Annotated in this window: 27 protein-coding genes; 11 read left to right on the top strand and 16 right to left on the bottom strand. The window is 66.2% G+C overall.

What is annotated here, in order from left to right:
- The first annotated feature begins 13 nt into the window (after window positions 1–13).
- On the top strand, window positions 14–781 hold the full coding sequence (locus tag KCG88_RS27230; protein WP_011060922.1) for an SDR family oxidoreductase: 768 nt from the start codon (window positions 14–16) through the stop codon (window positions 779–781).
- Between the two features lie 231 nt (window positions 782–1,012).
- On the top strand, window positions 1,013–2,119 hold the full coding sequence (locus KCG88_RS27225) for a Gfo/Idh/MocA family oxidoreductase (protein ID WP_047336552.1): 1,107 nt from the start codon (window positions 1,013–1,015) through the stop codon (window positions 2,117–2,119).
- 56 nt (window positions 2,120–2,175) lie between these two features.
- Here the strand turns inward: KCG88_RS27225 and KCG88_RS27220 are convergent, their stop codons facing one another.
- From KCG88_RS27220 to KCG88_RS27170, 11 genes are all read right to left on the bottom strand, one after another.
- Window positions 2,176–3,612: an FAD/NAD(P)-binding protein gene (locus KCG88_RS27220; protein WP_210713537.1), complete on the bottom strand. Its 1,437-nt coding sequence runs from the start codon at window positions 3,610–3,612 to the stop codon at window positions 2,176–2,178.
- Between the two features lie 13 nt (window positions 3,613–3,625).
- The gene (locus KCG88_RS27215; RefSeq protein ID WP_210713536.1) at window positions 3,626–4,393 is read right to left on the bottom strand and encodes an ABC transporter ATP-binding protein; all 768 of its coding nucleotides are present in this window, start codon (window positions 4,391–4,393) and stop codon (window positions 3,626–3,628) included.
- A gap of 3 nt (window positions 4,394–4,396) precedes the next feature.
- Entirely contained in the window at window positions 4,397–5,731 is a 1,335-nt protein-coding gene (locus KCG88_RS27210) for an ABC transporter substrate-binding protein (protein ID WP_047286194.1), read from the bottom strand.
- A gap of 28 nt (window positions 5,732–5,759) precedes the next feature.
- Window positions 5,760–6,809 carry a branched-chain amino acid ABC transporter permease gene (locus KCG88_RS27205; protein WP_210713535.1) on the bottom strand — a complete coding sequence of 350 codons (1,050 nt, stop codon included), beginning with the start codon at window positions 6,807–6,809 and terminating at the stop codon, window positions 5,760–5,762.
- 4 nt (window positions 6,810–6,813) lie between these two features.
- On the bottom strand, window positions 6,814–7,695 hold the full coding sequence (locus KCG88_RS27200) for a branched-chain amino acid ABC transporter permease (protein ID WP_011060916.1): 882 nt from the start codon (window positions 7,693–7,695) through the stop codon (window positions 6,814–6,816).
- Window positions 7,695–8,471: an ABC transporter ATP-binding protein gene (locus KCG88_RS27195; protein ID WP_047286193.1), complete on the bottom strand. Its 777-nt coding sequence runs from the start codon at window positions 8,469–8,471 to the stop codon at window positions 7,695–7,697. The genes KCG88_RS27200 and KCG88_RS27195 overlap by 1 nt, the downstream gene beginning before the upstream one ends.
- Complete coding sequence (locus tag KCG88_RS27190; RefSeq protein ID WP_210713534.1) at window positions 8,468–9,457, bottom strand: AMP-binding protein; 990 nt, start codon at window positions 9,455–9,457, stop codon at window positions 8,468–8,470. The genes KCG88_RS27195 and KCG88_RS27190 overlap by 4 nt, the downstream gene beginning before the upstream one ends.
- A 153-nt stretch (window positions 9,458–9,610) precedes the next feature.
- The gene (locus KCG88_RS27185) at window positions 9,611–11,014 is read right to left on the bottom strand and encodes an LLM class flavin-dependent oxidoreductase (protein WP_047336548.1); all 1,404 of its coding nucleotides are present in this window, start codon (window positions 11,012–11,014) and stop codon (window positions 9,611–9,613) included.
- Window positions 11,014–11,478 carry an acyl-CoA dehydrogenase gene (locus tag KCG88_RS27180; protein WP_210713533.1) on the bottom strand — a complete coding sequence of 155 codons (465 nt, stop codon included), beginning with the start codon at window positions 11,476–11,478 and terminating at the stop codon, window positions 11,014–11,016. Before KCG88_RS27180 ends, KCG88_RS27185 begins: the two co-directional genes overlap by 1 nt.
- 11 nt (window positions 11,479–11,489) lie before the next feature.
- Complete coding sequence (locus KCG88_RS27175; RefSeq protein ID WP_210713532.1) at window positions 11,490–12,692, bottom strand: SfnB family sulfur acquisition oxidoreductase; 1,203 nt, start codon at window positions 12,690–12,692, stop codon at window positions 11,490–11,492.
- Window positions 12,693–12,894: 202 nt separating this feature from the next.
- Window positions 12,895–13,458 (bottom strand): XRE family transcriptional regulator, encoded by a 564-nt coding sequence (locus tag KCG88_RS27170; RefSeq protein ID WP_011060910.1) that lies wholly within the window; start codon window positions 13,456–13,458, stop codon window positions 12,895–12,897.
- Between KCG88_RS27170 and KCG88_RS27165 the strand changes: the two genes are divergently transcribed.
- A complete protein-coding gene (locus KCG88_RS27165) occupies window positions 13,453–14,460 on the top strand; it encodes a DMT family transporter (protein WP_080966942.1) in 1,008 nt (335 codons plus the stop codon). The two genes, KCG88_RS27170 and KCG88_RS27165, sit on opposite strands and share 6 nt — an antisense overlap.
- Before the next feature lie 96 nt (window positions 14,461–14,556).
- Here KCG88_RS27165 and KCG88_RS27160 read toward each other — a convergent pair whose 3' ends face one another.
- Window positions 14,557–14,916 carry a hypothetical protein gene (locus KCG88_RS27160; protein WP_210713531.1) on the bottom strand — a complete coding sequence of 120 codons (360 nt, stop codon included), beginning with the start codon at window positions 14,914–14,916 and terminating at the stop codon, window positions 14,557–14,559.
- A gap of 205 nt (window positions 14,917–15,121) precedes the next feature.
- Here KCG88_RS27160 and KCG88_RS27155 point away from each other — a divergent pair, with 205 nt between their 5' ends.
- Genes KCG88_RS27155 through KCG88_RS27130 form a run of 6 tightly spaced genes read left to right on the top strand, consistent with a single transcriptional unit; the run spans window position 15,122 to window position 21,194 of the window.
- The gene (locus KCG88_RS27155; protein WP_210713530.1) at window positions 15,122–18,040 is read left to right on the top strand and encodes a monovalent cation/H+ antiporter subunit A; all 2,919 of its coding nucleotides are present in this window, start codon (window positions 15,122–15,124) and stop codon (window positions 18,038–18,040) included.
- A complete protein-coding gene (locus KCG88_RS27150) occupies window positions 18,040–18,384 on the top strand; it encodes a Na+/H+ antiporter subunit C (protein ID WP_011060906.1) in 345 nt (114 codons plus the stop codon). The genes KCG88_RS27155 and KCG88_RS27150 overlap by 1 nt, the downstream gene beginning before the upstream one ends.
- A complete protein-coding gene (locus KCG88_RS27145; RefSeq protein WP_210713529.1) occupies window positions 18,381–20,069 on the top strand; it encodes a monovalent cation/H+ antiporter subunit D in 1,689 nt (562 codons plus the stop codon). Before KCG88_RS27150 ends, KCG88_RS27145 begins: the two co-directional genes overlap by 4 nt.
- Entirely contained in the window at window positions 20,066–20,554 is a 489-nt protein-coding gene (locus tag KCG88_RS27140; protein WP_047336543.1) for a Na+/H+ antiporter subunit E, read from the top strand. The genes KCG88_RS27145 and KCG88_RS27140 overlap by 4 nt, the downstream gene beginning before the upstream one ends.
- On the top strand, window positions 20,551–20,829 hold the full coding sequence (locus tag KCG88_RS27135; protein ID WP_011060903.1) for a K+/H+ antiporter subunit F: 279 nt from the start codon (window positions 20,551–20,553) through the stop codon (window positions 20,827–20,829). The genes KCG88_RS27140 and KCG88_RS27135 overlap by 4 nt, the downstream gene beginning before the upstream one ends.
- A complete protein-coding gene (locus KCG88_RS27130; RefSeq protein ID WP_011060902.1) occupies window positions 20,826–21,194 on the top strand; it encodes a Na+/H+ antiporter subunit G in 369 nt (122 codons plus the stop codon). Before KCG88_RS27135 ends, KCG88_RS27130 begins: the two co-directional genes overlap by 4 nt.
- Window positions 21,195–21,230: 36 nt before the next feature.
- Here KCG88_RS27130 and KCG88_RS27125 read toward each other — a convergent pair whose 3' ends face one another.
- Window positions 21,231–21,668, bottom strand: a complete 438-nt coding sequence (locus KCG88_RS27125; protein ID WP_047286185.1) for a DUF3995 domain-containing protein — start codon at window positions 21,666–21,668, stop codon at window positions 21,231–21,233.
- Window positions 21,669–21,764: 96 nt separating this feature from the next.
- Here KCG88_RS27125 and KCG88_RS27120 point away from each other — a divergent pair, with 96 nt between their 5' ends.
- Complete coding sequence (locus KCG88_RS27120; protein ID WP_047286184.1) at window positions 21,765–22,151, top strand: DUF2946 domain-containing protein; 387 nt, start codon at window positions 21,765–21,767, stop codon at window positions 22,149–22,151.
- Window positions 22,152–22,238: 87 nt separating this feature from the next.
- Window positions 22,239–24,374, top strand: a complete 2,136-nt coding sequence (locus KCG88_RS27115) for a TonB-dependent receptor (RefSeq protein ID WP_210713528.1) — start codon at window positions 22,239–22,241, stop codon at window positions 24,372–24,374.
- Window positions 24,375–24,434: 60 nt separating this feature from the next.
- On the opposite strand, the gene KCG88_RS27110 is transcribed toward KCG88_RS27115, so the two are convergent.
- The 3 genes from KCG88_RS27110 to KCG88_RS27100 all read right to left on the bottom strand — a co-directional run bounded on the left by KCG88_RS27110 (window position 24,435) and on the right by KCG88_RS27100 (window position 26,237).
- Complete coding sequence (locus tag KCG88_RS27110; RefSeq protein ID WP_210713527.1) at window positions 24,435–25,448, bottom strand: ABC transporter substrate-binding protein; 1,014 nt, start codon at window positions 25,446–25,448, stop codon at window positions 24,435–24,437.
- Window positions 25,449–25,584: 136 nt separating this feature from the next.
- Window positions 25,585–25,788 (bottom strand): hypothetical protein, encoded by a 204-nt coding sequence (locus KCG88_RS27105; protein WP_047286181.1) that lies wholly within the window; start codon window positions 25,786–25,788, stop codon window positions 25,585–25,587.
- Complete coding sequence (locus tag KCG88_RS27100) at window positions 25,788–26,237, bottom strand: hypothetical protein (protein ID WP_047286180.1); 450 nt, start codon at window positions 26,235–26,237, stop codon at window positions 25,788–25,790. The genes KCG88_RS27105 and KCG88_RS27100 overlap by 1 nt, the downstream gene beginning before the upstream one ends.
- Window positions 26,238–26,344 lie beyond the last annotated feature (107 nt).

The following is a 26,344-nucleotide window of genomic DNA, read 5'->3' as shown; positions in this document are numbered from 1 at the left end:
ACAAGGAAAAACCATGTCCAAGACTCAGTTGTTCGACCTCGACGGCAAGATCGCATTCGTCTCCGGCGCCAGCCGCGGCATCGGTGAGGCCATTGCCAAGTTGCTGGCCCAGCAAGGCGCCCATGTGATTGTGTCGAGCCGCAAGCTCGAAGGTTGCCAGCACGTGGCCGATGCGATCATCGCCGCGGGCGGCAAGGCCACCGCCATTGCCTGCCACATCGGTGAAATGGAACAGATCAGCCAAGTCTTCGCCGGCATTCGCGAACAGTTCGGGCGCCTGGACATCCTGGTCAACAACGCCGCGACCAATCCGCAGTTCTGCAACGTCCTGGACACTGACCTGGGGGCCTTCCAGAAGACCGTCGACGTCAACATCCGCGGCTACTTCTTCATGTCGGTGGAAGCCGGCAAGCTGATGCGCGAAAACGGCGGCGGCAGCATCATCAACGTGGCCTCGATCAACGGCATCTCGCCGGGGATCTTCCAGGGCATCTACTCGGTGACCAAGGCCGCGGTGATCAACATGACCAAGGTCTTCGCCAAGGAATGCGCGCAGTTCGGCATCCGCTGCAACGCCCTGCTGCCGGGCCTGACCGACACCAAGTTCGCCTCGGCCCTGGTCAAGAACGACGCCATCCTCAAGACCGCCCTGGCGCAGATCCCCCTCAAGCGCGTGGCCGACCCCAGCGAAATGGCCGGCGCGGTGCTCTACCTGGCCAGCGACGCCTCCAGCTACACCACGGGTGTCTCGCTCAATGTGGACGGCGGCTTCCTCTCCTGAGGCCCGCTTGCACCATAAAAAAGGCAGCCTCCGGGCTGCCTTTTGCATTTCCCATAGAAGCGGGCTTGCCAGCGACGAGGGCCTTGGGCCCGGCGCAACCCAGGCGGCCCTTTTCACCGGCGAGCCGGCTCCTACAGGCGCCTTTCAAAATTTTAATTCCACCAATTGCAATTAGAGAATTTTTATTCCATAACTAGCCTTCCCTAGAACAATAATTCTGCAGGTGCGGTTATGGATGAGCTTGGCATTGGTTTGATCGGCACTGGTTTCATGGGGCGGGCCCACGCCCTGGCGTTTCGCAGTGCTGGCACGGTCTTCGAATTGCCGGTGCGCCTGCACCTGGCGGCCCTGGCCGACGCCGACGCCCAGCGCGGCGAACACTGCGCCGGCGCCTGGGGCTTTGCCCGGGCCCACCGCGACTGGCAAGACCTGATCGCCGATCCCCGGGTCAATCTGGTGGCCATCACCACCCCCAACCATCTGCACTTCCCCATGGCCATGGCAGCGTTGGCGGCGGGCAAGGCGGTGTACTGCGAAAAGCCCCTGGCGGTCAGCGTCGAGCAGGCCCGGCAGATGCATCACGCGGCCCAGGCCGCCGGAGTGGTAACCCGGGTGGGCTACAACTACCAGCACAACCCGATGATCGCCCTGGCCCGGGAGCTGATCGGCAACGGCGAACTGGGGCAACTGGTGAGTTTCCAGGGCGAGTTCAGCGAAGACTTCATGGCCGACCCGGACTCGCCCTGGTCCTGGCGTTGCGAACCGCAGCACGCCGGCGGCGCCCTGGCGGACCTGGGCAGCCACCTGCTGGCCATGGCGCGCTTTCTCATGGGGCCGGTGCAGGCAGTGTGCGCCGATACCCAGACCGTGCACCTGCAACGCCCCACCGAAGCCGGCAGCCAGGAACGCCGCGCCATCGCCGTGGACGACCAGGCCCACGCCCTGCTGCGCTTTGCCAATGGTGCCCGGGGCAGCGTGAGCAGCAGCTGGATCAAGCACGGCTACAAGAACCACCTGAGCTTCGAGATCAGCGGCACCCTCGGCACCCTGGCGTTCGACCAGGAACGGCTCAACGAACTGCGCCTGTACCGGGTCGGCCAGAAGGGTTTCCAACGCCTGCTGGCCGGGCCCGACCTGCCCGGCTACGCCGCCTTCAGCCCGGCCCCGGGGCACCAGCTGGGCTACAACGAACTCAAGACCCTGGAGGTTCACGAATTGATCATGGCCCTGTGCGGCCAGGGTCGCGATGGCACGGATTTCCACCAGGCCTGGGAAGTGGAACGCCTGGCGGCGGCGATCCGCACTGCCGCCGCCGAACAGCGCTGGGTGGCATTGTAGGAGCCGGCTTGCCGGCGAAGGCGATCTTGCGGGCGCCTTCGCTGGCAAGCCAGCGCCTACGGTTGGTGGTTGGCCAGGCGCGCGGCCAGGGCCTTGGCCTGCAGGGCGACGTCGGTGACGGCGGTGCTTTCCCACCACAGGCCGCGCAGGGGCGGCCCCATGGCGAACAGGCGATCGCAGGCCTGGCCCTGAGCGTTGTGCACGGCACCATCGGGCGCGGCGCTGATGCCCAGGGCCAAAGGCCCGGGTGTCACCAGGCCGCGGGCCAGCAGCTGGCGCGGCAAAGGCCGCGCTACCCGGCGCCAGTCGTATTCGATGCCGCTGGAGTTGATCAGGGCATCGCCCGCCATGCGCACGCTGTCCTGGCTGCCGCGGTAGCGCAGGCGGATCGCCAGCCGACCGTCGGCGCCCGGCTCCAGGCCCTGGTAGCAAGCGGCATGAATCCGCAACCGCCCTTCTTCATGCAGGCGCGCCACCAACTCGGCGCTCAGGGGCGGCGAGCGATGGTGATGGCTTTCCCACCAGGGCCGTACATGGCGCACGAACTGGCGTTTTTGCACCTCGCTGGCCTGGCTCCACAGGCGCCCGATATGCACCCGCACCGTGTCCAGCGGGGCCTGCCAGTCGATGCCCTGGGCCTCGGCCGCGCGGCATTGCTGGCGCAGCGCCCGCAGCAGCTGCCGAGGGCTGCGGATGCTCGGGTCGGCGCCGAGAAAGTCCTCCCAGGCCGGGGGCTGGCGGCGCACGTGCGGCAGCAGCCCATGCCGGGAAAACACCTCGATCGGCCCACGATGCCCGGCCTGCTCCAGGGAGACCACGGCGTCCACCATGGTCAGCCCGGAACCGATGATCAGCACCGTCGCCCGGGGATCGAGGCGGGCCATGGCCGCCACATCCCAGGGGTCCAGCGCCGCGGCATTCAGGCCGCTGGAGCGGGTCTGCGGGGTACGCGCCGCCGGGAACATGCCGGTGGCCAGCACCGCCACCGCGCCGTGCAGTTGCCGGCCATCGGCCAGGGTCACTCGCACCCCGTCAGGGCCGGTCTCCAGGTCCACCGCCTCGCCCTGCACATGGCTCAACGAGGAGCCCTGCGCCCGGCCCTGCACCTGGGCCTCGGCCAAGCGCTGCTGGACGTAGACACCAAACAGCCCGCGGGGCGGAAACAATTCGCTGACCGGCACATGCTGGCGGTCCGACTCGGGCCAGCCGCCCTCGGCAATGTGCCGGGCCAGCCATTGGGTCAGGTCGTCGGCGTTGTCCGGGTCGACGCTCATGCGCGCGGCGTTGCCATTGAGGGTGTGCCCCAGCTCCACGGCGCTGTAGGCCTCGCCGCGCCCCAGCTCGCTGCGCGGTTCTATGACCAGGATCCGTCGCTGGCCCGGCAGGCGCAGCAACTGGGCGGCCAGCAAGGCGCCGCTGAGGCCGCCGCCGACAATCAGGATTGGCGCATCACGGGTGGCAGGGGTTGCCTGTCCGGTGTGGGTTTGGCTCATGGAATGCTCACGGTCAGTGTTTGCCCAGGTAGAAATCCAGCAGGTCGCCACGGGCCAGCAGTTGCTCGGCGCTGCCGGACAAGGCCACGCGGCCGGTGTCCAGCAGGTAGGCATGGGAAGCGTACTTGAGCGCCAGACTAATGCTTTGCTCGGCGATCAGAAAGCTCACCCCCGCCTCGCGATTGAGCTGGGCGACGATCTGGAAAATCTCCTGGACGATAATAGGCGCCAGGCCCATGGACGGTTCATCCAGCAGTACCAAAGTAGGACGAGTCATCAACGCCCGGCCGATGGCCAGCATCTGCTGCTCGCCGCCGGAGGTCAGCCCGGCGCGCACCCGGCGCTTGGTCAGCAGCCGCGGAAACCAGCTGTAGATACGTTCCAGGTCCTGTTCCAGCTGGCGCCGGCCCAGGCCACGGACAAAGCCGCCGGCGCGCAGGTTGTCTTCCACCGTCAACTGGGGGAAGACGTGTCGCCCTTCCAGCACATGCACCATGCCCTGGCGCACCCGCTGGCTGGGGTCGACCCCGGCCAGGTCCTGCCCGGCAAAGGCGATGGCGCCGCGGCTGAGCTGGGCACGCTCGGCCCGCACCAGCCCGGAAATGGCCTTGAGGGTGGTGCTCTTGCCGGCGCCATTGGCCCCCAGCAAGGCGACAATAGCCCCCCGGGGCACGCTCAAAGATACCCCGGCCAGCGCCAGGATCACGCCGTCGTAGATCACCTCGATGTCCTGTACCTGCAGCAAGGTCTCGGCCGTCGCGGCCGTGGCGCTGTGGCTCATGGTTCAGTCACCCTCGTTGCATGTACGGGGCACCAGGCGCTTCTCCTTGGCGAAGGCCGCGGCCTTTTCATCGATCAGCGGCCGTAGCAGCGCGCGGTCGGCGTCAATCCACTCGCTGATCAGGGTCCAGTGGGCGCCGTCCCATTGCTGCACCCGGGCCGCGCCGCCGCCTTCATGATCGCGGCAGGACAGCTTGAGGTTCTGCATCAGCCCCAGGTAGCCCATGTCCTTGAGCCGGGCGTCGTCGATGTTCAGGTGTTCCAGGCCCCAGCGCCCCTCCTCGCCATTGAGCGGGCGCTTGCCGAACTTGCCCTGGGCGGTCCGGATCGCCTCCACCGCCACCGCCGCGTTCACCAGGCCGGAGTTGTAGTACACGCTGCCGAAATTCTTCAGGTCCTTGAGGTCGCTCTTGCCGGTATCGAGGATGTACTGCTTCAGGCGCTTGTGGATCTCGAAATCGCTGCCTGCCGGGTACGGGGTCAGCGCCAGGTAGCCCTTGGCGGCGACCCCGGCCGGCAGCACGTCCTCGCTGGAACTGGCCCAGATGTCGCCGATGATGTGATCCACCGGGAAGCCGAAGCGCGCCGCGGTCTTCACCGCCACCGGGGTCGACACGCCCCAGGTGCGCAGGAACACCCAGTCCGGGTTCTGCTGGCGGATCTGCCGCCATTGCGCCGACTGCTCGTTGCCCGGGTCGGCCACCGGGATCTGGATGTTCTCGAAACCGTACTTCTCGGCCAGCAGCTTGAGCGGCCCGAGGGTTTCCCGGCCATAGGCGGAGTCGTGATAAAGCGTGGCGATCTTCTTGCCCTTGAGCCGGTCGAACCCGCCCTCGCGCTGGGCGATGTAGTTCACCAGGGTCGAGGCCTCGCTGTAGAAGGTCAGCATCACCGGGAAGTTGTAGGGGAACACCGTGCCGTCGGTGGCTTCGGTGCGGCCATAGCCCAGGGTGATCAGCGGGATCTTGTCCACCTCGGCCCGCTCACTCAGGGCATAGGCCGCCGGTGCGCCGTTGGGCTGGTAGACCGCCACCGGTGCGCCATCCAGGCCGTTCTTGAAGCGCTCGTAGCACTCGATGCCCTTCTCGGCGGTCCATTCGGTCTCGCACTCCTGCCACACCAGCTTGACCCCGTTGATGCCGCCCTCCACCTGGTTGATGTAGTTCAGGTAGTCGATCATCCCGGCCCACACCTGCACCCCGCTGGAGGCGTAGGCGCCGACCCGGTAGGTGGCCAGGGGGAAGAACTGCTGGTCCGGCCCGGCCTGGGCTGCCGGGGCAACGGCCGCCGCCAGCAGCAACGCCGCGCCGGCCAGGGAAGCTTTCAAGGATGCACGCATGTTGTCTCTCTGTTCTGGGAGAAGGAATTCAGAAGCGCAGCGGCCAGTGCCGCAGGCGCTCGCGCAGGTTGCCCAGCAAGCGGATCAGGCCCTCGGGTTCCTTGATCAGGAACAGGATGATCAGCACGCCGAAAATGATTTTCTGCAGGTTCTGCAACTGCCCGGCGTCCACCGCCCCGCCCAGCAGCGCCTGCCCGGCATGGCTGAGGAAAATCGGCAACAGGCTGATGAAGGCTGCGCCGATGAAGTTGCCGGCCACGCTGCCCATGCCGCCGATAATGATGATGAAGAGGATCTGGAACGAACGATTGATATCGAAGCTGCTGGCGCTGGCGGTGCCCAGGTAGGCGAAGGCCCACAGCGCACCGGCGATGCCCAGGTAGAACGAGCTGACGGCAAACGCCTGGCGTTTGTAGCGGGCCACCGGGATGCCGATCACCGCGGCGGCGGTGTCCATGTCGCGGATCGCCATCCAGTTGCGCCCGACCTGGCTGTGCACCAGGTTCTGCGCAACCCAGGTCAACAACAGCACCGTCACCAGGGTCAGCAGGTAGCGCCCCTGGGGGTGGTTCAGGTCATGGCCCAGCAGGCTCAACTGCGGCGCCGAAATGGTGCCCGAGGAACCGTAGTTGTAGAACCAGGGAAACTTGACGAACAGCCACTCCAGGAAGAACTGCGCCGCCAGGGTGCTGACCATCAGGTAGAAACCCTTGATCCGCGAGCTGGGCAGGCCGAACAGCCAGCCCACCAGGGCGCTGATCAGGCCGCCGCCGAGCAGGGCCAGGGGCAGCCCCAGCTGCGGCAGGCGCAGCAGAATACCGTAGGTGGCAAAGGCCCCCACGGCCATGAAGCCGGCGGCGCCCACCGAGGTCTGGCCGGTGTAGCCGGTCAGCAGGTTGAGCCCCAGCCCGGCCAGGGACAGCACCAGGAACGGAATCAGGATCGCGTTGAGCCAATAGTCGTTGCCCAGCACTGGCACCACGCCGAAGGCCAGCAGCAACAGGCCGGCCAGGCCCCAGGGCAGGCGGCGCTGGACCAGCAGCAAGGGGGCGGTTTGCCGCGTCAGAAGAAGGGACATCAATTCACACTCGCTCGATGGCCCGCTCGCCGAACAGGCCGGCGGGGCGGATGTAGAGGAAGGCCAGGGCCAGGACATAGGCGAACCAGGGGCTGATGCCGCCGCCAATCAGCGGGCCGATATAGACCTCCGCCAGGTTTTCGGCGGCGCCGACGATCAGGCCGCCGGCAATCGCCCCGCCGATCGAGGTGAAGCCGCCGATGATCAGCACCGGCAGCGCCTTGAGCACCACCAGCGATAGAGAGAACTGCACCCCCTGGCGGGCCCCCCAGAGCAGCCCGGCCACCAGCCCCACCACCCCGGCCACCGCCCAGACGATCTGCCAGATGCGGTTGAGGTTGATGCCGATGGACAGCGCCGCCGTGGTGTCGTCGGCCACCGCCCGCAGCGAGATGCCGATGCGGGTCTTGTTGAACAGCAGCGCCAGCACCGTCACCAGCACCAGGGCGGTAGCCGCGGCAATCAGGTCGAACTGGCTGACCATCAGCGGCCCGAGGAACAGCGGCACATCGTCGATGCCCAGGTCCAGGGCCCGCACCTGGGAGCCCATCAGGCCCTGGGCCAGGCCCTCGATGATGAACGACAGGCCCAGGGTGGCCATGAACAGGGTGATCGGCGAGCGGTTGACCAAGGGCCGCAGCACCAGGCGTTCGATCAGCCAGGCGCCGAGGATCATCACCAGCACCGTCAGCAGCAGCGCAAGGGCGAAAGGCACGCCCTGCTCGTGCAGGCTGACGAAGGTCAGCGCGGCGAACAGCAGCATCGAGCCCTGGGCGAAATTGAACACGCCACTGGCCTTGTAGATCAGCACGAAGCCGATGGCCACCAGTGAATACAGGGTGCCGGCCAGCAGACCGCCAAGCAGGGTTTCGAAGAAGAATGCCATCAGTGCACGGCCCCCAGGTAAGCGGCGATCACCTCGGGGTTGGCCTGGACCTCGGCCGGTGTGCCATCGCCCACCTTGCGTCCGTAGTCGAGCACCACCACGTGGTCGCACAGGTCCATAACCACCGCCATGTCGTGCTCGATCAGCACCACGGTGGTGCCCAGGTCACGGTTGATGTCGGCGATGAAGCGGGCCATTTCCTGCTTCTCCTCGGCATTCATTCCGGCCAGGGGTTCGTCCAGCAGCAACAGGCTGGGCCCGGCGATCAGTGCCCTGCCCAACTCGACGCGCTTTTGCAGGCCATAGGCCAGGTTGCCCACCGGCACATCGCGCAATGCCTGCAACTCCAGAAACTGCAGGATGCCCTCGGCCAGCTGGCGGAAAGCCCGGGCTTCGCGGCGGGCCCGGGGCAAGCCCAGGGCCTGCTCGATAAAGCGCGCGCGGGAGTGGCGCGAAAGGCCGGTGAGCAGGTTGTCCAGCACGCTCATCTTCTTGAACAGCGCGTTGTTCTGGAAGGTGCGGCCGATGCCCCGGCGCGCGGCGTCCAGCGGGTCGATGCGCTGCAACGGCTGGCGCTCGAACACGATGGTCCCGGCGTCAAAGCGATAGACCCCGTTGAGCACGTTGAGCAGCGAACTCTTGCCCGCGCCATTGGGGCCGATCAGGGCGCAGATCTCGCCCCGGCGCACCTCGAACGACAGTTGATTGATGGCCTTGACCCCCTTGAACGACAGGGAGATGTCACTGACTTGCAAAATGGGTTCGGCGTGGCTCATGCAATGTTCCGTGTGAATTCGGCGATCCAGGCCGGAGTGGCCGGTGGCGTCGTGGCCTGGGGGGCCTGCCAGATGAATTGCAGGCGAGCAAAGCCCAGCAGGCGGCGCACCCGATGCTTGAGCAGGCGCGCCAACAGGCCCTGGGGATGGGCCAAGGCCCACTCGCACAGGCGTCGGCGCCAGCTGTCGGGGGGCGCCAGGCGGCTCTCGATCTCGTCCGCCAGGCGTTGCAGGCGCTGGGGCGACAGCAGCAGGCCGCTGGGGGCCACCTCCCGCCGGTCGCGGCTGGTCGAGCCGCGGCTTTCGGCGAAGGCCAGGCACTGGCCGCTGCCCAACCATTGCTCCAGCAGCACCGTCAGGCCCTCCTGCCATTGCGTGCCCTCCTCACTCCACAATTGGCCGCTGCCGACCGGGGCGCGCCAATTGGCCTGGCGCCGGGGGGGCTCGCCCCGGCCCAGCAGCTCGCGCAATCCCAGCAAGGGCAGATGCGCGGCTTCCGGCAGGCGCGGCAAGGCTTGCCCGGCAATCAGCAACTGCGGGGCCAGAGCGTTTTCACTGGCGGCGACCCAATCCAGCACCTGCTGGCGCGAATGCACGAAGGCGTGGCTCGGTTGCAGGCGCCACAGGGTCTGGCGCAGGGCTTGGGGCGGCAGCTCGTCGTCCAGGCTCAGCACCTCAGCGCCAAGGCTGTGGGCCGCCAGGGCCAGCAGGAGCAGGTCCGGTTCGAAGCGGGCGCTGACTGCCAACCGCGAATCCGGGGTCAGGCCCTGCTGGCGCAGGCCGTCGGCCAGGCGCTCGACGTCCCGCAGGGCGTCGATCCAGCGCCAGGCGTACCAGTGACCGTGGCGCTTGTGGCGCAAGGCGTTGTGCAACGGGCTGACCTGGGCCCAGTGGCGCAACCGCTCCAGGGCCCCGTTCAACTGCAGCCGGGCCTGGGGCGCTGGCGAATCCGCGCTCGGCGCACGCTTGAGTTCATGCACGCTCATGAGTTGACCTCGATCTCTTGGCAATCGCGTGCGGTGGTCCGCTGGCTGAAAATGAACGGGAAGCCTTGTGGGGCTTTTCGCTTGTAGGAGCCGGCTGGCCGGCGAAGGCGTGGGCCCCTTCGCCGGCAAGCCAGCGCCTACAGAGCGTGGGGCTCAGGCGCTGGCACGTTGCCCGGGTGTTTGGCGTTGCCCGCCCAGGTTGCGCCAGGCGCTGCCCGGGTGGCTTTCGGGCAGGCGCGGGCCGGCACCGAAGAGTTTCTCCCGCAGGGTGCCCGGGGCGTATTCGGTCTTGTAGACGCCACGCTTCTGCAACTCCGGCACCAGCAGTTCCACGGCGTCGATAAAGCTTTCGTGGGTCAGCGCATACGCCAGGTTGAAGCCGTCGACGTCGGTTTCTTCCACCCATTCCTGAAGCAGGTCGGCGACGGTTTCCGGGCTACCGACGAACAACGGGCCAAAGCCGCCGATGCCCACCCAGTCCGCCAGTTCATGGGGTGTCCAGACCTTGTTCGGGTCTGCCGTGGAGAAGGCTTCCACCGCCGACTGGATGGCGTTGGTGTGCACGTGCTTGAGGGGCTCGTCAGGCTTGAAGCGGCTGAAGTCGATGCCGGTCCAGCCGGAAATCAGCGCCATGGCGCCCTCGTAGCTGACCCAGGATTTGTATTCCTCGAACTTGGCCTTGGCCTTGGCGTCGGTCTCGCCCAGGATCACCGTCTGCAGGTTGAAGATCAGGATCTTCGACGGATCGCGCCCGGCCTCGGCGGCCCGGCGGCGGATGTCGGCCACGGTCTTTTTCAACAGCACCTTGGACGGCGCGGCGACGAACACGCATTCGGCCTGCTCGGCGGCGAACTGCTTGCCCCGGCTGGACGCCCCGGCCTGGTAGAGCACCGGGGTACGTTGCGGCGACGGCTCGCAGAGGTGGATGCCCGGCACCTGGAAGTGTTTGCCGACATGGCGGATCTCGTGGATCTTGCTCGGGTCGCTGAAGATCCGGCGCTCGCGGTCGCGCAGGATCGCGCCGTCCTCCCAACTGCCTTCCCAGAGCTTGTAGCAGACCTCCAGGTACTCCTCGGCGTAGTCGTAGCGAGCGTCGTGTTCGGTCTGGGCCTGCTGCCCGATGTTCTTGGCCCCGCTCTCCAGGTAGGAGGTGACGATGTTCCAGCCGGCGCGGCCCTTCGTCAGGTGATCGAGGGTGGATAGGCGCCGGGCGAAGGGGTACGGGTGCTCGAAGGACAGCGACGCGGTGAGGCCGAAGCCCAGGTGTTCGGTGACCAGGGCCATGGGCGGGATCAGTTGCAGCGGGTCGTTCACCGGGACCTGGGCGGCCTGGCGGATCGCTGCCTCGCCGTTGCCGTTGTAGACGTCGTAGATGCCCAGCACATCGGCGATGAACAACCCGTCGAACTTGCCCTTTTCGAGAATTTTCGCCAGGTCGGTCCAGTACTCCAGGTCCTTGTACTGCCAGGAGCGGTCCCGGGGGTGGGCCCAGAGGCCCGGCGACTGGTGGCCGACACAGTTCATGTCGAAGGCATTGAGGCGGATTTCACGGGACATCACACAACACTCCTGAAACCTTGGGGTGGCACGCCATTGAGGCGGTAGTTGCCGATCAGTTGGTATTTCCAGCGCAGCGGGTCATCCAGGGTCTGGGGCTGCGGGCTGCGCTGACCGGTGAGTTCGAACTCGGCGTCGCTGGCCGCCAGCAGCGCCTGGCCCGCGGCAATCGCCGCCTCGGCCAGGGCCACCGCAACTTCCGCCGGGTCCGGCTCTTGTTCTATCTGGCGCTGGGCCCGCTCCTGCAGGGCCGCGGCCAGGTCGATGCGGATGCTCAGGTCGCCAAAGCGGCTGATCACATAGGGGTCGTCGCTGGCCCTGGCCAGGCCGCTGCCGCTCCAGGGCCGGGCCTGCTCGCGGACGAAATCCAGGGTTTGCTGCAGCAGGACGCGGGCCCGCTGCAGGATCTGGGCGTTGTGTTCCAGGGCCGCTTGGGGGGTGTCGGGGCGGGTCAGTGCATTCATGGCGCAGTCCTTCAGTTCCAGGCGTGGCGGGCCGGCTTGATGCCGTTGAGCAGGTAGTTGCCGATCAGGTGATATTTCCAGCGCACCGGATCGTGCAGGGTGTGGGTGCGGGCGTTGCGCCAGTGGCGGTCGAGGTTGTACTTGCCCGACACCGAGCGGGTGCCGGCCAGTTCGAAGAGTTTGCTGGCGGCGAGCAAGGCACTCTCCGCCGACAGCACCTTGGCCTGGGCCACCACCAGGGAGGCCTGGGCGACGCTGTCTTCGCTGGGGCTGGCCAGGGCCTGATCGACCGCCTCGGCGGCCTTGGCCAGGATTGCCTCGGTGCCGTGCACCCGCCATTCCAGGTCGCCGATGGCGGCGATGGTGAACGGGTCCTGCCAGCCATGGTCCAGGCCGCTGTCGATCCATGGCCGGGATTGCCGGGCATGGTGCTTGGCGTCTTCCAGGGCGGCGACGGCGATGCCGGTGTCCACCGCGGCCTGGATGATCTGCGAGATCGGGCCATCGGCGGTGGGCTGGTCGAAGGCCCGATGGGCCGGGATCACCGCGCTGCGCGGCACCCGCACCGCCTTGAGGCTGACCCCGCCGCTGGCGGTGGTGCGCTGGCCGAAGCCGTCCCAGCTGTCGATCACCGTGAGGCCAGGGTTGTCGCGCTCGATAAAGGCAATGTGTGCCTGGTTGTGTTCGTCCACCGCCACCGCCGGGACGATGTGGGCGAACAGCGCCCCGGTGCAGTAGAACTTCTCGCCGTCGATCTGCGCCTGTTCGCCGTCGAAACGGATCTGGGTTTCAAAGGCGCCGACGTGCTTGCTGCCGGCTTCGGAAAACGCATTGCCGAAGCGGTAGCCCTGCAACACCTTGGCGAAGTAATGGCGCTTCTGCTCTTCGCTGGCGGTCTGCAGCAGGATGTCCACCACCCCCAGGTGGTTCTGCGGCAACTGGCCGAGAGACGGGTCGGCGGCGGAAATGAGCTTGATGACTTCCACCAGGGTGGCGTAGGACACCCCGGCGCCGCCGTACTCTTTGGGGATGGTGATGCCCCACAGGCCGCTGGCGGAAAATTCGTCGAGCTCTGCCCGGGGCAGGCGCCGCTCGCGATCACGCAGCGCCGCCTCCACGGCAAAGCGCTGGGCCAGGGCCCGGGCCACGCTGATGGCTTGCGCATCGCTCTGGATGAGATGGGCACTGCGAGAGGGTTGGGCTGGGGCTGTCATGGGCCGACTCCACTTCCTGAACATCAAGATGAACACCCGTCGCGGGGTTCTTTCCAGGACAATTGCAGGAGTCGTGCCTAAATATAAAAACCTTTAATATCAGCAGCTTGCTTGATAATTCAGCTAAAAGACATCAACTGAAAACAGGCAAAATGTCCAACTGCTGTTGCTGGGTAAACAGCGCTTGCCGGGCCACGGGGCGTCAGATCACCACGTTGCGCACGAAGCGCGTGGCCCGGGTGCCGTCGTTGCGGTAGCCGTGGGGCACGTGGCTGGCGAACATGAAGAAGTCACCGCATTCCAGGCGCCGTTCAGTGTCGCCGAAGAACACCGTCAGGCAGCCTTCGAAGACGTAGATCTGCTCGCTCCAGCCCTCGGCGTCGCACTCGGAGTGATAGACCTCGCCGGGCTCCAGCTGCCATTCCCAGAGTTCCACTTCACGGGTGGCCTCGGCCTTGGCCAGGAGCAGCGCCTTGCTGCCGGGGATAGCACCGGCCCAGGCCAGCTCGTTGATGCGGCTCGAATCCCGGGATTCCGGGGCCTGGATCAGGTCGCTGAAGGCCACGTCCAGGGCTTCGGCCACCCGGTCCAGGGTGCCGAGGCTGACGTTTTTCTCCCCCGCCTCTATCGCCACCAGCATCCGCCGGCTGACATTGGATTTTTCCGCCAGGGCGCTCTGGCTCAAGCCCGCGGCATTGCGCAGGCGGCGGACGTTGAGGCTGACATGTTGCAGGACCGAGGCCCGCTGGACGTTTTCTTTGTGCACTATATTGCTCACTCCTGGGGCTTGCGCAGTATACTGCCCAACTTCCGGCGCATTGTGCGTCCCCCTCAGGTAGCACGCAAGGCCATGACAGCAACGCCCTCCCGCGGATTCCAGTTCAAGATGAGCAAGGCCGAAGCCGTGCTGGTGCTGATCACCATGGTCTGGGGCGGCACCTTCCTGCTGGTGCAGAACGCCATGAGCGTCAGCGGGCCGATGTTCTTCGTCGGCCTGCGCTTTGCCGCAGCGGCGTGCATGGTCGGTGCATTTTCACTGCGCCACTTGCGCGGCCTGACCCTGTTCGAACTGCGCGCCGGGGCCTTTATCGGCACCGCCATCATGCTCGGCTACGGTTTGCAGACCGTGGGCCTGCAAAGCATTCCCAGCAGCCAGTCGGCGTTCATCACCGCCCTTTATGTGCCCTTCGTGCCGCTGCTGCAATGGCTGTTCATGGGCAAGCGCCCGGGGTTGCTGCCGAGTATCGGCATCATGCTGGCGTTCACCGGGCTGATGCTGCTGTCCGGGCCCAATGGCGCCTCCTTGGACTTCAGCCCCGGGGAGATCGCCACCCTGATCAGTACCGTGGCCATTGCCGCGGAAATCATCCTCATCAGCAGTTTCGGCGGGCGGGTGGATGTGCGCCGGGTCACCGTGGTGCAACTGGCGGTCACCTCGCTGCTGGCGTTCGCCATGGTGTGGCCGACCGGGGAAGCGCTGCCGGGGTTTTCCTGGCTGCTGCTGGCCAGCGCCCTGGGCCTGGGGGCTGCCAGCGCGGTGATCCAGCTGGCAATGAACTGGGCGCAGAAAAGTGTCTCGCCCACCCGCGCCACCCTGATCTATGCCGGCGAGCCGGTGTGGGCCGGGATTGTCGGGCGCATCGCCGGGGAGCGCCTGCCGGGGCTGGCGTTGCTGGGCGGCGCCTTGATCGTGCTGGCGGTGATCATCAGCGAATGGAAGCCCAAGGCAGAAGCCGGACAGCAGAGCGGCGAGGCGGTGGAGTCCTGAGCAACGGCCCGCTGCAGGGTGCTGGTAAAGGAGTTCTTGAGGGCCCTTTCGCTGGCAAGCCAGCTCCTACGAGCCAGCTTGTCGGCGAAGGCGCTCTTACAGTGCGGGGTCCCCGGGGGCGTAGAGCCAGGTGGGGACGGTCAGGGAGCCCTTGTGCTTGGGCTCCAGCAGTACCCGGTCATTTTCAGGCTCGCCGTGGTAGTAGAAGTAGGCGTGGTAAAGCGCGTGCCCCTCGGCAAAGGCGCGGTCGAAATAAAGCACTGTGCCCGGCGGCAGCACATAGTTGCGCTCATCCCCCTGCGGGCCTTCGATGACCAGCGCCTGGCGGGTCTTGAGCATGTCGGGGCGGTCCAGATAATGCTCCAGGCCAATGCCCGATGCCGCACCGATGGCGGTGAATAGCACGGCGAACGCGCCCCGTTGAAACAGCCGGCCCAGGGCCGATCCTTTAATCATGTGCACCCTTGTCGATCCTTGTGGCGGCTTGAGCTGGGCAGGACATTTGCCCCACAGCACCCGGTGAGCGGGCGCATCAGGCATTTGTCTCCTACCTTTGAAAGCGTATGTAACATTTCTTAGGGGGCCCGGGCCGCGCATGGCGGTTGGTGATCCAGGGCCTGGCACGTATTATGCGTCATACTTTTCCGCAGATTAGAAGCCTATGTCCCTGATAGTTCTACTGCTTCTGCCATTCATCGGCAGCTGTCTGGCGGCCCTGTTGCCGCACAACGCACGTAACACCGAATCTCTGCTGGCCGGCCTGGTGGCACTCATTGGCACCATCCAGGTGGCTCTGCTGTACCCACAGATCGCCGATGGCGGGGTGATTCGCGAGGAGTATGCCTGGCTGCCGAGCCTGGGGCTGAACTTCGTGCTGCGCCTGGACGGCTTCGCCTGGCTGTTCTCGCTGCTGGTGCTGGGCATCGGCAGCCTGGTGGCGCTCTACGCGCGTTATTACATGTCGCCGCAAGATCCGGTGCCGCGTTTCTTCGCCTTCTTCCTGGCCTTCATGGGGGCCATGCTCGGCCTGGTGATTTCCGGCAACCTGATCCAGATCGTGTTCTTCTGGGAGCTCACCAGCCTCTTTTCCTTCCTGCTGATCGGCTACTGGCACCACCGCTCCGATGCCCGCCGCGGCGCCTACATGGCGTTGATGGTCACCGGTGCCGGGGGCTTGTGCCTGCTGGCCGGGGTCATGCTGCTCGGCCATGTGGTGGGCAGCTACGACCTGGACCAGGTACTGGCTGCCGGAGACAAGATACGCGCCCACGCGCTCTACCCGATCCTGTTGCCCCTGATCCTGCTGGGCGCCCTGAGCAAGAGCGCGCAGTTCCCCTTCCACTTCTGGCTACCCCATGCCATGGCCGCGCCGACCCCGGTCTCGGCCTACCTGCACTCGGCGACCATGGTCAAGGCCGGGGTGTTTCTCCTGGCCCGCCTGTGGCCATCGTTGTCCGGCACTGAAGAATGGTTCTACATCGTCAGCGGCGCCGGGGCCTGCACCCTGGTGCTGGGCGCCTACTGCGCGATGTTCCAGAACGACCTCAAGGGCCTGCTGGCCTATTCCACCATCAGCCACCTGGGGCTGATCACCCTGCTGCTGGGCCTGAACAGCCCGCTGGCCGCGGTGGCGGCGGTGTTCCACATTCTCAACCACGCCACGTTCAAGGCCTCGCTGTTCATGGCGGCCGGGATCATCGACCACGAAAGCGGCAGCCGTGACATCCGCAAGCTCAACGGCCTGATCAAGCTGATGCCCTACACCGCGACCCTGGCCATGGTGGCCAGCGCCTCCATGGCCGGGGTGCCGCTGCTCAACGGCTTCCTGTCCAAGGAGATGTTCTTCGCCGAGACGGTGTTCATCAACTCCAGCGCCTGGGTGGAAATCGCCCTGCCGGTGATCGCCACCATCGCCGGCACCTTCAGCGTGGCCTACGCCCTGCGCTTCACGGTCGACGTATTCTTCGGGGAGCCGGCCACCGACCTGCCGCACACGCCCCACGAGCCGCCGCGCTGGATGCGTGCCCCGGTTGAACTGCTGGTGTTCACCTGCCTGCTGGTGGGGATCTTCCCGGCGCAGATCATCGGCCCGCTGCTGGCCGCCGCGGCGCTGCCGGTGGTGGGCGGAACCCTGCCCGAGTACAGCCTGGCCATCTGGCACGGCCTCAATGCGCCGATGATCATGAGCCTGATCGCCATGTCCTGCGGCATTGTCCTCTACCTGCTGCTGCACAAGCCGCTGGTGGCGGGCCGTTTCGCCTACCCGCCGGGCGTGGGCCGTCTCAACGGCAAGCTGTTGTTCGAGCGCAGCCTGGTGGGCATGACCCGCCTGGCCCGGCGCCTGGAACGCCGGTTGAGCACCAAGCGCCTGCAGACCCAGCTGTTCGTGCTGATCCTGGCGGCGGTGGTCGCCGGGCTGATCCCCATGCTCTACAGCCAGCTGACCTGGGGCGACCGGCCGAAGATCCCCGGTTCCATCGTCTTCGTGACCTTCTGGCTGCTGGCCATCGCCTGCGCCCTGGGCGCCGCCTGGCAAGCCAAGTACCACCGTCTGGCCGCCCTGACCATGGTCAGCGTCTGCGGCCTGATGACCTGCGTGACCTTCGTCTGGTTCTCGGCGCCGGACCTGGCCCTGACCCAGCTGGTGGTGGAAGTGGTGACCACGGTGCTAATCCTCCTCGGCCTGCGCTGGCTGCCACGGCGGATCGAAGACGTCTCGCCCCTGCCCAGCAGCGTGCCCAAGGCGCGCATCCGCCGCCTGCGCGACCTGAGCCTGTCGGTGGCCGTGGGCCTGGGCATGGCAGTGCTGTCCTACGCCATGCTGACCCGCCCCACCCCCAACGACATTTCCTCGTTCTACCTCAGCCGCGCCCTGCCCGAAGGCGGCGGCACCAATGTGGTCAACGTGACCCTGGTGGACTTCCGCAGCTTCGACACCCTGGGCGAGATCACCGTGCTGGCGGCGGTGGCCCTGACCGTGTTCGCCCTGCTGCGCCGCTTCCGCCCGCCCAAGGAAAGCATGCAGTTGCCGGCGCAGCAGCGCCTGCTGGCCCCGGACGTGGTCACCGACCTGGTCAACCCGCGCCAGGCCAGCGACACCGCCCTGGGCTTCATGATGGTGCCGGCGGTGCTGGTGCGCCTGCTGCTGCCGATTGCCCTGGTGGTGTCCTTCTACCTGTTCATGCGCGGGCACAACCTGCCGGGCGGCGGTTTCGTCGCCGGGCTGGTGATGTCGGTGGCCTTCATCCTCCAGTACATGGTGGCGGGCACCCAGTGGGTCGAGGCGCAGATGAGCCTGCGGCCACTGCGCTGGATGGGCACCGGGCTGCTGGTCGCCCTGGCCACCGGCCTCGGCGCCCTGGCCTGGGGCTACCCGTTCCTGACCACCCATACGCTGCATGTGGACCTGCCGCTGTTCGGTGATATCCACATCGCCAGCGCGCTGTTCTTCGACATCGGCGTGTACGCCGTGGTGGTGGGCGCGACCCTGCTGATCCTCACGGCCCTGGCGCACCAGTCGGTGCGGGCCCACAAGCCGGCCAGCCAGGCCAAATCCCTGACTCAGAACGGAGCCGCCTGATGGAAGAAGTCATCGCAATCGCCATTGGGGTACTCGCCGCTTCCGGGGTCTGGCTGGTGCTGCGCCCGCGGACCTTCCAGGTGGTGATGGGCCTGTGCCTGCTGTCCTATGCGGTCAACCTGTTCATCTTCAGCATGGGCAGCCTGTTCATCGGCAAGGAGCCGATCGTCAAGGACGGCGTGCCCCAGGACCTGCTGCACTACACCGACCCGCTGCCCCAGGCGCTGGTGCTCACGGCCATCGTCATCAGCTTCGCCATGACCGCGCTGTTTCTGGTGGTGCTCCTGGCTTCCCGGGGCCTGACCGGCACCGACCACGTCGATGGCCGGGAGCCCAAGGAATGAATCCGTTGTCGCACCTGATCGTCGCCCCCATCCTCCTGCCGCTGCTGACTGCGGGCATCATGTTGCTGCTGGGGGAAAAGCATCGCCCGCTGAAAGCCCGGATCAACCTGCTCTCCACCCTGCTGGGCCTGTGCCTGGCGGGCTACCTGCTGTACTGGACCCAGGTCCACGGCGCCACCGGTTCCTTCGGCGTGTACCTGCCGAGCAATTGGCAGGTGCCGTTCGGCATCGTGCTGGTGGTCGATCGCCTGTCGGCGCTGATGCTGGTGCTCACCGGGATCATCGGGGTCAGCGCGCTGCTGTTCGCCATGGCCCGCTGGGACGGTGCCGGGGCCAGTTTCCATGCTCTGTTCCAGATCCAGCTGATGGGCCTCTACGGGGCCTTCCTGACCGCCGACCTGTTCAACCTGTTCGTGTTCTTCGAGGTGCTGCTGGCGGCTTCCTACGGCCTGATGCTGCACGGTTCGGGGCGCGCGCGGGTGTCTTCGGGGCTGCACTACATCACCATCAACCTGCTGGCCTCGTCGCTGTTCCTGATCGGCACGGCGATGATCTACGGGGTCACCGGGACCCTGAACATGGCCGACCTGGCGATGAAGATCCCCTTGGTGCCGGAAGCCGATCGCGGCCTGCTGCACGCCGGTACGGCGATCCTGGCGATCGCCTTCCTGGCCAAGGCCGGGATGTGGCCACTGAACTTCTGGCTGGTGCCCACCTACTCCTCGGCCAGCGCGCCGGTGGCGGCACTGTTCGCCATCATGACCAAAGTCGGTGTGTACACCGTACTGCGCCTGTGGACCCTGCTGTTCTCCGGGCAAGCCGGGGCCTCGGCTTATTTCGGCAGCCAGTGGCTGGTGTACGGCGGCATGGCGACGATCTTCTGCGCGGCCCTGGCGATTCTTCCGGCCCAGCGCCTGGAGCGCATGGCCAGCCTGAGCATCCTGGTGTCGGCCGGCATCCTGATCTCGGTGATCGGCTTCGCTCAGCCGGCCCTCACCGGCGCGGCGCTGTTCTACCTGTTCAGCTCGACCCTGGCGATGTGCGCGCTGTTTTTGCTGGCAGAACTGATCGAGCGTTCGCGCTCAGCCAACGAGATCCCCCTGGAGGATGAAGGCGAGATCCTGCCGCGGCCCATGGAGTCGCTGCATCCGCCACGGGGCAGCAACCTCGACGATGAACAGAAAGTGGTGGTCGGCCAGGTGATCCCCTGGACCATGGCCTTCCTCGGCCTGAGCTTCATCGCCTGCGCCTTGCTGATCATCGGCATGCCGCCGCTATCGGGCTTCATCGGCAAGCTCAACCTGATTGCCGCCCTGCTCAACCCCGAGGGCCTGGGGGCCAGCGAGGGCGCGCCGATCACCCCGGCGGCCTGGTGCTTCCTGGCGCTGTTGATTCTCTCGGGCCTGGCCTCGCTGATTGCCTTTGCCCGCCTGGGTGTGCAGCGTTTCTGGACCCCGGAGGAACGCCCTTCGCCGGTGCTGCGGCGCCTGGAGTGCCTGCCGATCGTGGCACTGCTGGGGCTCTGCGTGCTGCTCAGCTTCAAGGCCGAGCCGTTGCTGCGCTTCACCCAGGCCACCGCCGACAGCCTCAACCACCCGGAGCACTACGTGATGGCGGTGCTGGGCACCCGCACCGTGCTCAGCCCTGAATCCAAGACCGCAGCGGCGGTGGAGGTGCACCCATGAAGCGCCTGTTCCCCGCGCCATTCCTGTCCCTGGCACTGTGGCTGCTCTGGCTGGTGCTGAACCTGTCCCTCAGCCCGGGCAACCTGCTGCTGGGCGCCCTGCTGGGCTTTCTCGCACCGCTGCTGATGCGCCCCCTGCGGCCCCTGCCGATCCGCATCCGCCGCCCGGGCACCATCCTGCGCCTGTTCCTGGTGGTGGGCCGCGACGTGCTGGTGTCCAACCTGCTGGTGGCCTGGGGCGTGCTCAACAACGGCCGGCGCCCGGTGCACTCGGCCTTCGTCAAGATCCCCCTGGACCTGCGGGACGCCAATGGCCTGGCGGCGCTGTCCACCATCACCACGGTGGTGCCGGGCACGGTCTGGTCCGAGCTGTCCCTGGACCGCAGCCTGCTGTTGCTGCACGTCTTCGACCTGAAGGACGAGGCGCAATTCATCCAGCACTTCAAGGCCACGTACGAGCGCCCGCTGATGGAGATTTTCGAATGAGTGTCCTGCTGACCAACGCGATCTTGCTGAGTCTGTTCATTTTCTCCCTGGCCATGGTCCTGACCCTGGTGCGCCTGTTCAAGGGCCCCTCGGCCCAGGACCGGGTTCTGGCCCTGGACTACCTGTATATTCTGGCGATGCTGATGATGCTGGTGCTGGGCGTGCGCTACGCCAGTGACACCTACTTCGAGGCGGCGCTGCTGATCGCTCTGTTCGGCTTTGTCGGCTCCTTTGCCCTGGCCAAGTTCCTTCTGCGTGGCGAGGTGATCGAATGAACAGCCTGGAACAATTGCCACTCTGGGTGGAAGTGCTGGTGGCCCTGTTGCTGGTGATCAGCAGTGTGTTTGCCCTGATCGGGGCCCTGGGCATCCTGCGCATGAAGAGCTACTTCCAGCGCATGCACCCGCCGGCCCTGGCCTCCACCATGGGCTCCTGGGCCGTGGCCCTGGCGTCGATCCTGTACTTTTCCGCGCTCAAGTCCGGGCCGGTGTTGCACGCCTGGCTGATCCCGGTGCTGATGTCCATCACCGTACCGGTGACCACCCTGCTGCTGGCGCGGGCCGCGCTGTTCCGCAAGCGCATGGCCGGCGACGATGTACCGGCGGAAATCAGCAGCAAACGCAGCGAAACCGGCAACTGAGCACGTCCGCGCAACCTAGGAGCCGGCTGCCGGCCCTCAGGCCCAGGCCAGCACCAGCAGCCCGGCACCCAGCACCACGCAGAGGGGGGAATAGAACAGAGTGTCGAGGCGGGCGAATTTCGAATCCCGGACTTCCTTGAAAAAACCCACCAGCTCGGAGTCGCCGATGGCCCGGGCGAACATCAGCAAGGCGATGGCGCTGATCACCCACTGCAGGGAGGGATGGCTCACCGTCGGCAGGTAGAGCCCGACCCGCAGGCACACCAGCATCGCCACCAGCAACAAAGCCACTGCCACCAGCATCGTGGCCAGGGCCGGCGGGCGGAACGCCGGCTGGGTCATGCCGGGCACCGGCCCCGGCACCTGGGGAATCACCGCATCACTGCCACGCTTGCCACCCGCAGCCCAGTACAGATGGATCAGACTGATCAACAGGAAGCTGCCAGCCACCCCCTGTGCGAGCAGAAGATTCATGTTCAGACGTCCATGCAGAAAATGTCGCTGAAGAATGGACTCGATTGACCGTTTTTGTAAGTACGTTCGTCGCCTTCGATGATAAAGTGCCGCCCCATGAAATTTGCCCGTTCCGATCGCTCGCTCGTTGCCTGGATGCTCTATTGCTGCGTCCTGTTCAACGTGTTCGCCTGCAGCATCGGCCACGGGCAGATGCTCGGCATGCAGCTCAACGGCATCGGCGGGCAGTTCTGCAGCGTCGACCCTGCCACCCAGGCGCCGCTGCAGAAACCGGCCGACCAGGGCTCCCTGCCCACTCTCTCCAAGGCCTTCGGTTGCCCGCTGTGCTCCACCGGCGGCATGGGCCCGGCCCTGAACTCCAGCCTGACCCTGGCCCTGCTGCCGCAGCCCCAGGCCCCGCCTGCGCGCCCCCTGGCCAAGACCGACCTCCCCGCCCGCTCCACCTGGCCCGCGGCCCATCCCCGGGCACCGCCTCTCGCCTGATTCCTGCTCGTGCTCAACCTGCCCACTGCGCTGTCGCGCGGCGCGCGTGCGTGGGCCTTTTCCTAGCCAAGAATTCAGGATGTACCGATGAAACACCTTCCTTTGCTGGCGAGCCTGCTGGGCTGCCTGTCGATCAATGCCTGGGGCCAGCCGAGCCTCGAACTGGCCCCCACCACCATCGGCGCCGATGAGGCCGATGCCGAGCCGGGCCTGAACCTGGACCAGTCCAGCGGCATGGCCTCGCGCCTGGGCCTGAGCCTGCGCGAAACCCCGGCCTCGGTGGCCGTGGCCAGCCGCCAGGACCTGGAGCAACGGGGCGCCCGCAGCTTCCAGGACGCGGCCAACGCCCTGCCCGGGGTCAACGCCAGTGCGCCGCCGGGGTTTGGCGGCTTCGTCTCCTACCGTGGTTTTACCAGCAGCCAGATCACCCAGATGTTCAACGGCATCAACGTCGCCACCGGCCTGGCCCGGCCGGTGGACGCCTGGATCTACGACCGGGTGGAACTGGTGGGCGGCCCCTCGTCACTGATCAATGGCGCCGGCTCCGTGGGCGGTTCGCTGAACTACGTGACCAAGCTCGCGGACCGCCGCGAACAGGCCGCCGAAGGCCTGCTCGGCTACGGCAGCTACGACACCACCCAGACCGCTTTCGGGGTCAACCACGCCCTCAGCCCGGCCGGCGCCGAGGTGCAGCACTACGCGCGCTTGGACGTCAGCCACAACACCAGCAACGGCTACATCGACCGCCAGGAAAGGGATGCCTGGAGCCTGGCCTTCTCCCTGCTCAGCGACCTGACCCCGGACCTGTCCCACACCCTGGCGGTGGAATACCAGGATGAACACGAGGACAGCCCCTACTGGGGCACCCCGGTGCTCAATCCCAAGGCCGGTGAGCTGAAGATCGACAAGCACAACCGCTTCAACAACTACAACGTCGCCGATGGCCTGTATGAGCAACGCACGGTGTGGCTGCGCTCGATCATCGACTACCGGATCAACCCCAGCACCAGCCTGCGCAACACCCTCTACCACCTGGACAGCCAGCGCGACTATCGCAACCTGGAGACCTACCAGTACAACGCCGACAACAGCCGGGTGAACCGCTCGACCGCCTACCTGGTAAGGCACCAGGGCCAGCAGGACGGCAACCAGTTCGAACTGCGCCACGATGATCAGCTGTTCGGCCTCGACACCACCTGGTCCGGGGGTTTTGAGTACAAGGTCAACAGCACCACCAACTCGCCCTGGAACGTGCCGGCCAGCAACAGCGTCGATCCCGGCAACTTCCAGCCGGGGTATTTCTATGACCTGAAGGGCACCCGCCAGGGCTGGGCCAAGGACAAGACCAACCAGGTCACCACCCGCGCCCTGTTCGTCGAGAACCGCCTGGCCCTGACCGACGAGCTGTCACTGCTCAGCGGCCTGCGCTACGACGCCATCGACCTGGACGTGACCAACCACCGGGCGATCACCGCCAGCAACCCGCGCCACCTCAAGCGCAGCTGGGAGCCGGTCACCGGGCGCCTGGGCCTGACCTGGCAGTTCCTGCCCAGCGCCAATGTCTACGTGCAGTACAGCACCGCCGCCGAGCAGCCCAGTGGCACTCAGAACTTCGAGGTGTCCACGGGCAAGCAATGGGAAGTGGGCAGCAAGTTCGACTACCTGCAAGGACGGGGCTCGGCGACCGTTGCCGCCTATCGCATCGAGCGCAAGGACTTTGCCGTCACCGATCCCCTGGACCCGGCCAACAGCATTCCGGTGGGCCAGCAGACCTCCAGGGGCATCGAGCTGGCCAGTTCCCTGCACATCACCCCCAAGCTCCTGGCGCAAGCCAACTTCGCCTGGGTGGATGCCGAGTACGGCGAGTTCAACGAGAAGATCGCCAGCGGCGCGGTGGTCTCCCGCAAGGGCAACACGCCGACCAACGTACCGGACCGGCTGGCCAACCTGTGGCTGACCTATGACCTGTCACCCAGCTGGCAGACCGGAGTCGATGCGCGCTACGTGGCCTCGGTATACGCCGACAACGCCAACACCCTGCGGATGCCCGCCTACACCCTGTACGGCAGCTTCCTGCACTACAAGGTCGACAGCCACACCACGGTGACCGGCCGGGTGCGCAACCTGACCAACGAAGTCTATGGCCAGTTCGCCCATGTGTCCCCGGCGTACTACCTGGGCCAGCCGCGAACCTTCGAGGTGGCGGTGCAGACCCGCTTCTGACCCCTGCCCTGCACCCGCCGGGCGCAAGGTTCAAGGGCCCATTCGCCGGCACGCCGGCGCCTACAAGGTGGCGGCGATCTTGTCCGCCACGTCCTGGGGCACCCAGGTGCGCCAGACGTCAGGGTGCTGCTTGAGAAAGGCCCGGGCCACGTCCCGCGGGGCGCTGTGGTTCTCGCTCATCTGCGCCAGGGCGTGGTTCAGGGGCTCGATGGGCAGGTCGACCTTGGCGAAGAACTGCGCCAGTTGCGGGTACTGCTGCTGGAATGGCGTGGACACCCCGATCGACAATCTGGAGGCCAGGGAACGGGTTGGCCGGGGGTTGGGGTTGTCGGCGTCGGTCAGGGTCTTCCAGGCCTGGGCGTCAAAGGGCGGTTCTTGCAGCTGCACCAGCTTGAAGCGCCCGAGCAGCGGCGTGGGCGACCAGTAGTAGAACAGGATCGGCTTGCCGCGACGGATCGCCGAGCTGATCTCCGCATCCAGGGCCGCGCCGGAACCGCTGCGAAAATTCACGTAGCTGTCCTGCAGGCCATAGGCCTTGAGTTTCTGCTGGTTGACGATCTCCGAAGTCCAGCCGATCGGGCTGTTGAGGAAACGCCCCTTGTCCGGGCTCTCCGGGTCCTTGAACACGTCCTTGTAGCGGGCCAGGTCGGTCACGCTGCGCAGCTCCGGCGCCATGGGCTTTATACCCTTGGCCGGGTCGCCCTTGATCACGTATTCCGGCACCCACCAGCCTTCGGTGGCGCCCTTGACCGTATCCCCCAGGGCCTGCACCTTGCCTTCGGCCTCGGCCTTGACCCACACCGGGCTACGCCCCGCCCACTCTTCGCCGATCACCTGGATGTCGTTGTTGGCCAGGGCCGTTTCCAGGGTAATGGTGGTGCCGGGCAAGGTGTCGGTGGGCAAGCCATAGCCCTGCTCCACCATGATCCGCAGGATCTCGGTGATCAGGCTGCCGCTTTCCCAGTTCAGGTCGGCGAAATGAATCGGTTGCGGCGCCGCCACAACCGGCTGCACCGTACTCAGGGCGGCAAGGCTCAACAGGCTGCTGGCCAGCAGCGCGCGGATTCCTTTCATCGGGGTACACCTCTTGGGTCAGGACCTGGGCTACGGGGGCAGGCAGCGCCTAGGCGCAAAGCCCCCAAAGCATTAAGTCAACTGACTGTAGTAGAGGTTCAGTAGTTTCAACCCCGGGCCATTCCCGGATGGCCACTCAAGACGCCGGAGGTTCCTGCAACCGCTGCAACTCGCGGCGCACCATGCTGGCGTAGGCCGGCGGGCGCAGGTTGTACAGCTGGGCGGCGACCCAGTTCAGCCAGGCGCCCTGGAGCACGGGCTTCTGCGCGAACAGGCGCTGGGCTTCGGCCCTCGCGGCCTGTTGATGCTCTTGGTGAAACGCGGCGCGGCCCTGGCTCATCACTCGCTGGCCTTGAAGCTCACCAGTTCGCCCTTGCGCCATTTGGCGGCCTTGGCGGTCACCGCCTTGAGGGTCTTGGTCAGGCCTTCCTGCAACTGCTCGTTGGCGGCAAACACGGTCACCACCGAATGGCCTTCCTTGAACAGGATGCCCTGCCCCAGGGGGGTGCTGACAAAGGCGTAGTCGCCCAGGCCGTAGACCGTCAGCTTGATCTCGCGAAAGCGGATCTCCATCTTGCCGCCTTCACGGCTGGGCAGCACGGCGGCGCGAAAATGATCGCCGACCTTGAGTTCAAGGCGCGGCTTGTCGTCCACCACCAGGGCCGTCTCGGTGTCGATCTCGGCGACGTAGATGCCTTCGGCGGACTGTTCGGTGAGGTAGACAAAACGAGATTGGAACTGCTTGACCAGCTTTGCGCGCAAATCACCCAACACGAACAATGCATGCATTTCAAGATTACTTACTGCCAAGGAACACTCCCCGATACTCAAAATGATGTCGCCCGGAAAAAAACGGACGGCACGAAAAAACCGCCATGACGGCGTAGTCACCCCAA

Origin of the sequence: Pseudomonas sp. MWU349, from assembly GCF_017947325.1 — a bacterium.
In the GTDB taxonomy this organism is placed as follows: domain Bacteria; phylum Pseudomonadota; class Gammaproteobacteria; order Pseudomonadales; family Pseudomonadaceae; genus Aquipseudomonas; species Aquipseudomonas protegens.
The sequence above is the reverse complement of the archived record's forward strand: the minus strand, read 5'-3'. Positions and strand labels throughout refer to the sequence as shown.

What these genes read in the sequence shown, in the direction of transcription:
- KCG88_RS27175 (WP_210713532.1), bottom strand. Translation starts at nt 12,692, where the DNA reads ATGACAGCCCCAGCCCAACCCTCTCGCAGTGCCCATCTCATCCAGAGC.
- KCG88_RS27190 (WP_210713534.1), bottom strand. Translation starts at nt 9,457, where the DNA reads ATGAGCGTGCATGAACTCAAGCGTGCGCCGAGCGCGGATTCGCCAGCG.
- KCG88_RS27200 (WP_011060916.1), bottom strand. Translation starts at nt 7,695, where the DNA reads ATGGCATTCTTCTTCGAAACCCTGCTTGGCGGTCTGCTGGCCGGCACC.
- KCG88_RS27215 (WP_210713536.1), bottom strand. Translation starts at nt 4,393, where the DNA reads ATGAGCCACAGCGCCACGGCCGCGACGGCCGAGACCTTGCTGCAGGTA.
- KCG88_RS27180 (WP_210713533.1), bottom strand. Translation starts at nt 11,478, where the DNA reads ATGAATGCACTGACCCGCCCCGACACCCCCCAAGCGGCCCTGGAACAC.
- KCG88_RS27110 (WP_210713527.1), bottom strand. Translation starts at nt 25,448, where the DNA reads ATGAAAGGAATCCGCGCGCTGCTGGCCAGCAGCCTGTTGAGCCTTGCC.
- KCG88_RS27210 (WP_047286194.1), bottom strand. Translation starts at nt 5,731, where the DNA reads ATGCGTGCATCCTTGAAAGCTTCCCTGGCCGGCGCGGCGTTGCTGCTG.
- KCG88_RS27145 (WP_210713529.1), top strand. Translation starts at nt 18,381, where the DNA reads ATGAATCCGTTGTCGCACCTGATCGTCGCCCCCATCCTCCTGCCGCTG.
- KCG88_RS27100 (WP_047286180.1), bottom strand. Translation starts at nt 26,237, where the DNA reads ATGCATGCATTGTTCGTGTTGGGTGATTTGCGCGCAAAGCTGGTCAAG.
- KCG88_RS27185 (WP_047336548.1), bottom strand. Translation starts at nt 11,014, where the DNA reads ATGTCCCGTGAAATCCGCCTCAATGCCTTCGACATGAACTGTGTCGGC.
- KCG88_RS27115 (WP_210713528.1), top strand. Translation starts at nt 22,239, where the DNA reads ATGAAACACCTTCCTTTGCTGGCGAGCCTGCTGGGCTGCCTGTCGATC.
- KCG88_RS27225 (WP_047336552.1), top strand. Translation starts at nt 1,013, where the DNA reads ATGGATGAGCTTGGCATTGGTTTGATCGGCACTGGTTTCATGGGGCGG.
- KCG88_RS27230 (WP_011060922.1), top strand. Translation starts at nt 14, where the DNA reads ATGTCCAAGACTCAGTTGTTCGACCTCGACGGCAAGATCGCATTCGTC.
- KCG88_RS27105 (WP_047286181.1), bottom strand. Translation starts at nt 25,788, where the DNA reads ATGAGCCAGGGCCGCGCCGCGTTTCACCAAGAGCATCAACAGGCCGCG.
- KCG88_RS27160 (WP_210713531.1), bottom strand. Translation starts at nt 14,916, where the DNA reads ATGATTAAAGGATCGGCCCTGGGCCGGCTGTTTCAACGGGGCGCGTTC.
- KCG88_RS27205 (WP_210713535.1), bottom strand. Translation starts at nt 6,809, where the DNA reads ATGTCCCTTCTTCTGACGCGGCAAACCGCCCCCTTGCTGCTGGTCCAG.
- KCG88_RS27130 (WP_011060902.1), top strand. Translation starts at nt 20,826, where the DNA reads ATGAACAGCCTGGAACAATTGCCACTCTGGGTGGAAGTGCTGGTGGCC.
- KCG88_RS27140 (WP_047336543.1), top strand. Translation starts at nt 20,066, where the DNA reads ATGAAGCGCCTGTTCCCCGCGCCATTCCTGTCCCTGGCACTGTGGCTG.
- KCG88_RS27125 (WP_047286185.1), bottom strand. Translation starts at nt 21,668, where the DNA reads ATGAATCTTCTGCTCGCACAGGGGGTGGCTGGCAGCTTCCTGTTGATC.
- KCG88_RS27135 (WP_011060903.1), top strand. Translation starts at nt 20,551, where the DNA reads ATGAGTGTCCTGCTGACCAACGCGATCTTGCTGAGTCTGTTCATTTTC.
- KCG88_RS27120 (WP_047286184.1), top strand. Translation starts at nt 21,765, where the DNA reads ATGAAATTTGCCCGTTCCGATCGCTCGCTCGTTGCCTGGATGCTCTAT.
- KCG88_RS27150 (WP_011060906.1), top strand. Translation starts at nt 18,040, where the DNA reads ATGGAAGAAGTCATCGCAATCGCCATTGGGGTACTCGCCGCTTCCGGG.
- KCG88_RS27195 (WP_047286193.1), bottom strand. Translation starts at nt 8,471, where the DNA reads ATGAGCCACGCCGAACCCATTTTGCAAGTCAGTGACATCTCCCTGTCG.
- KCG88_RS27220 (WP_210713537.1), bottom strand. Translation starts at nt 3,612, where the DNA reads ATGAGCCAAACCCACACCGGACAGGCAACCCCTGCCACCCGTGATGCG.
- KCG88_RS27155 (WP_210713530.1), top strand. Translation starts at nt 15,122, where the DNA reads ATGTCCCTGATAGTTCTACTGCTTCTGCCATTCATCGGCAGCTGTCTG.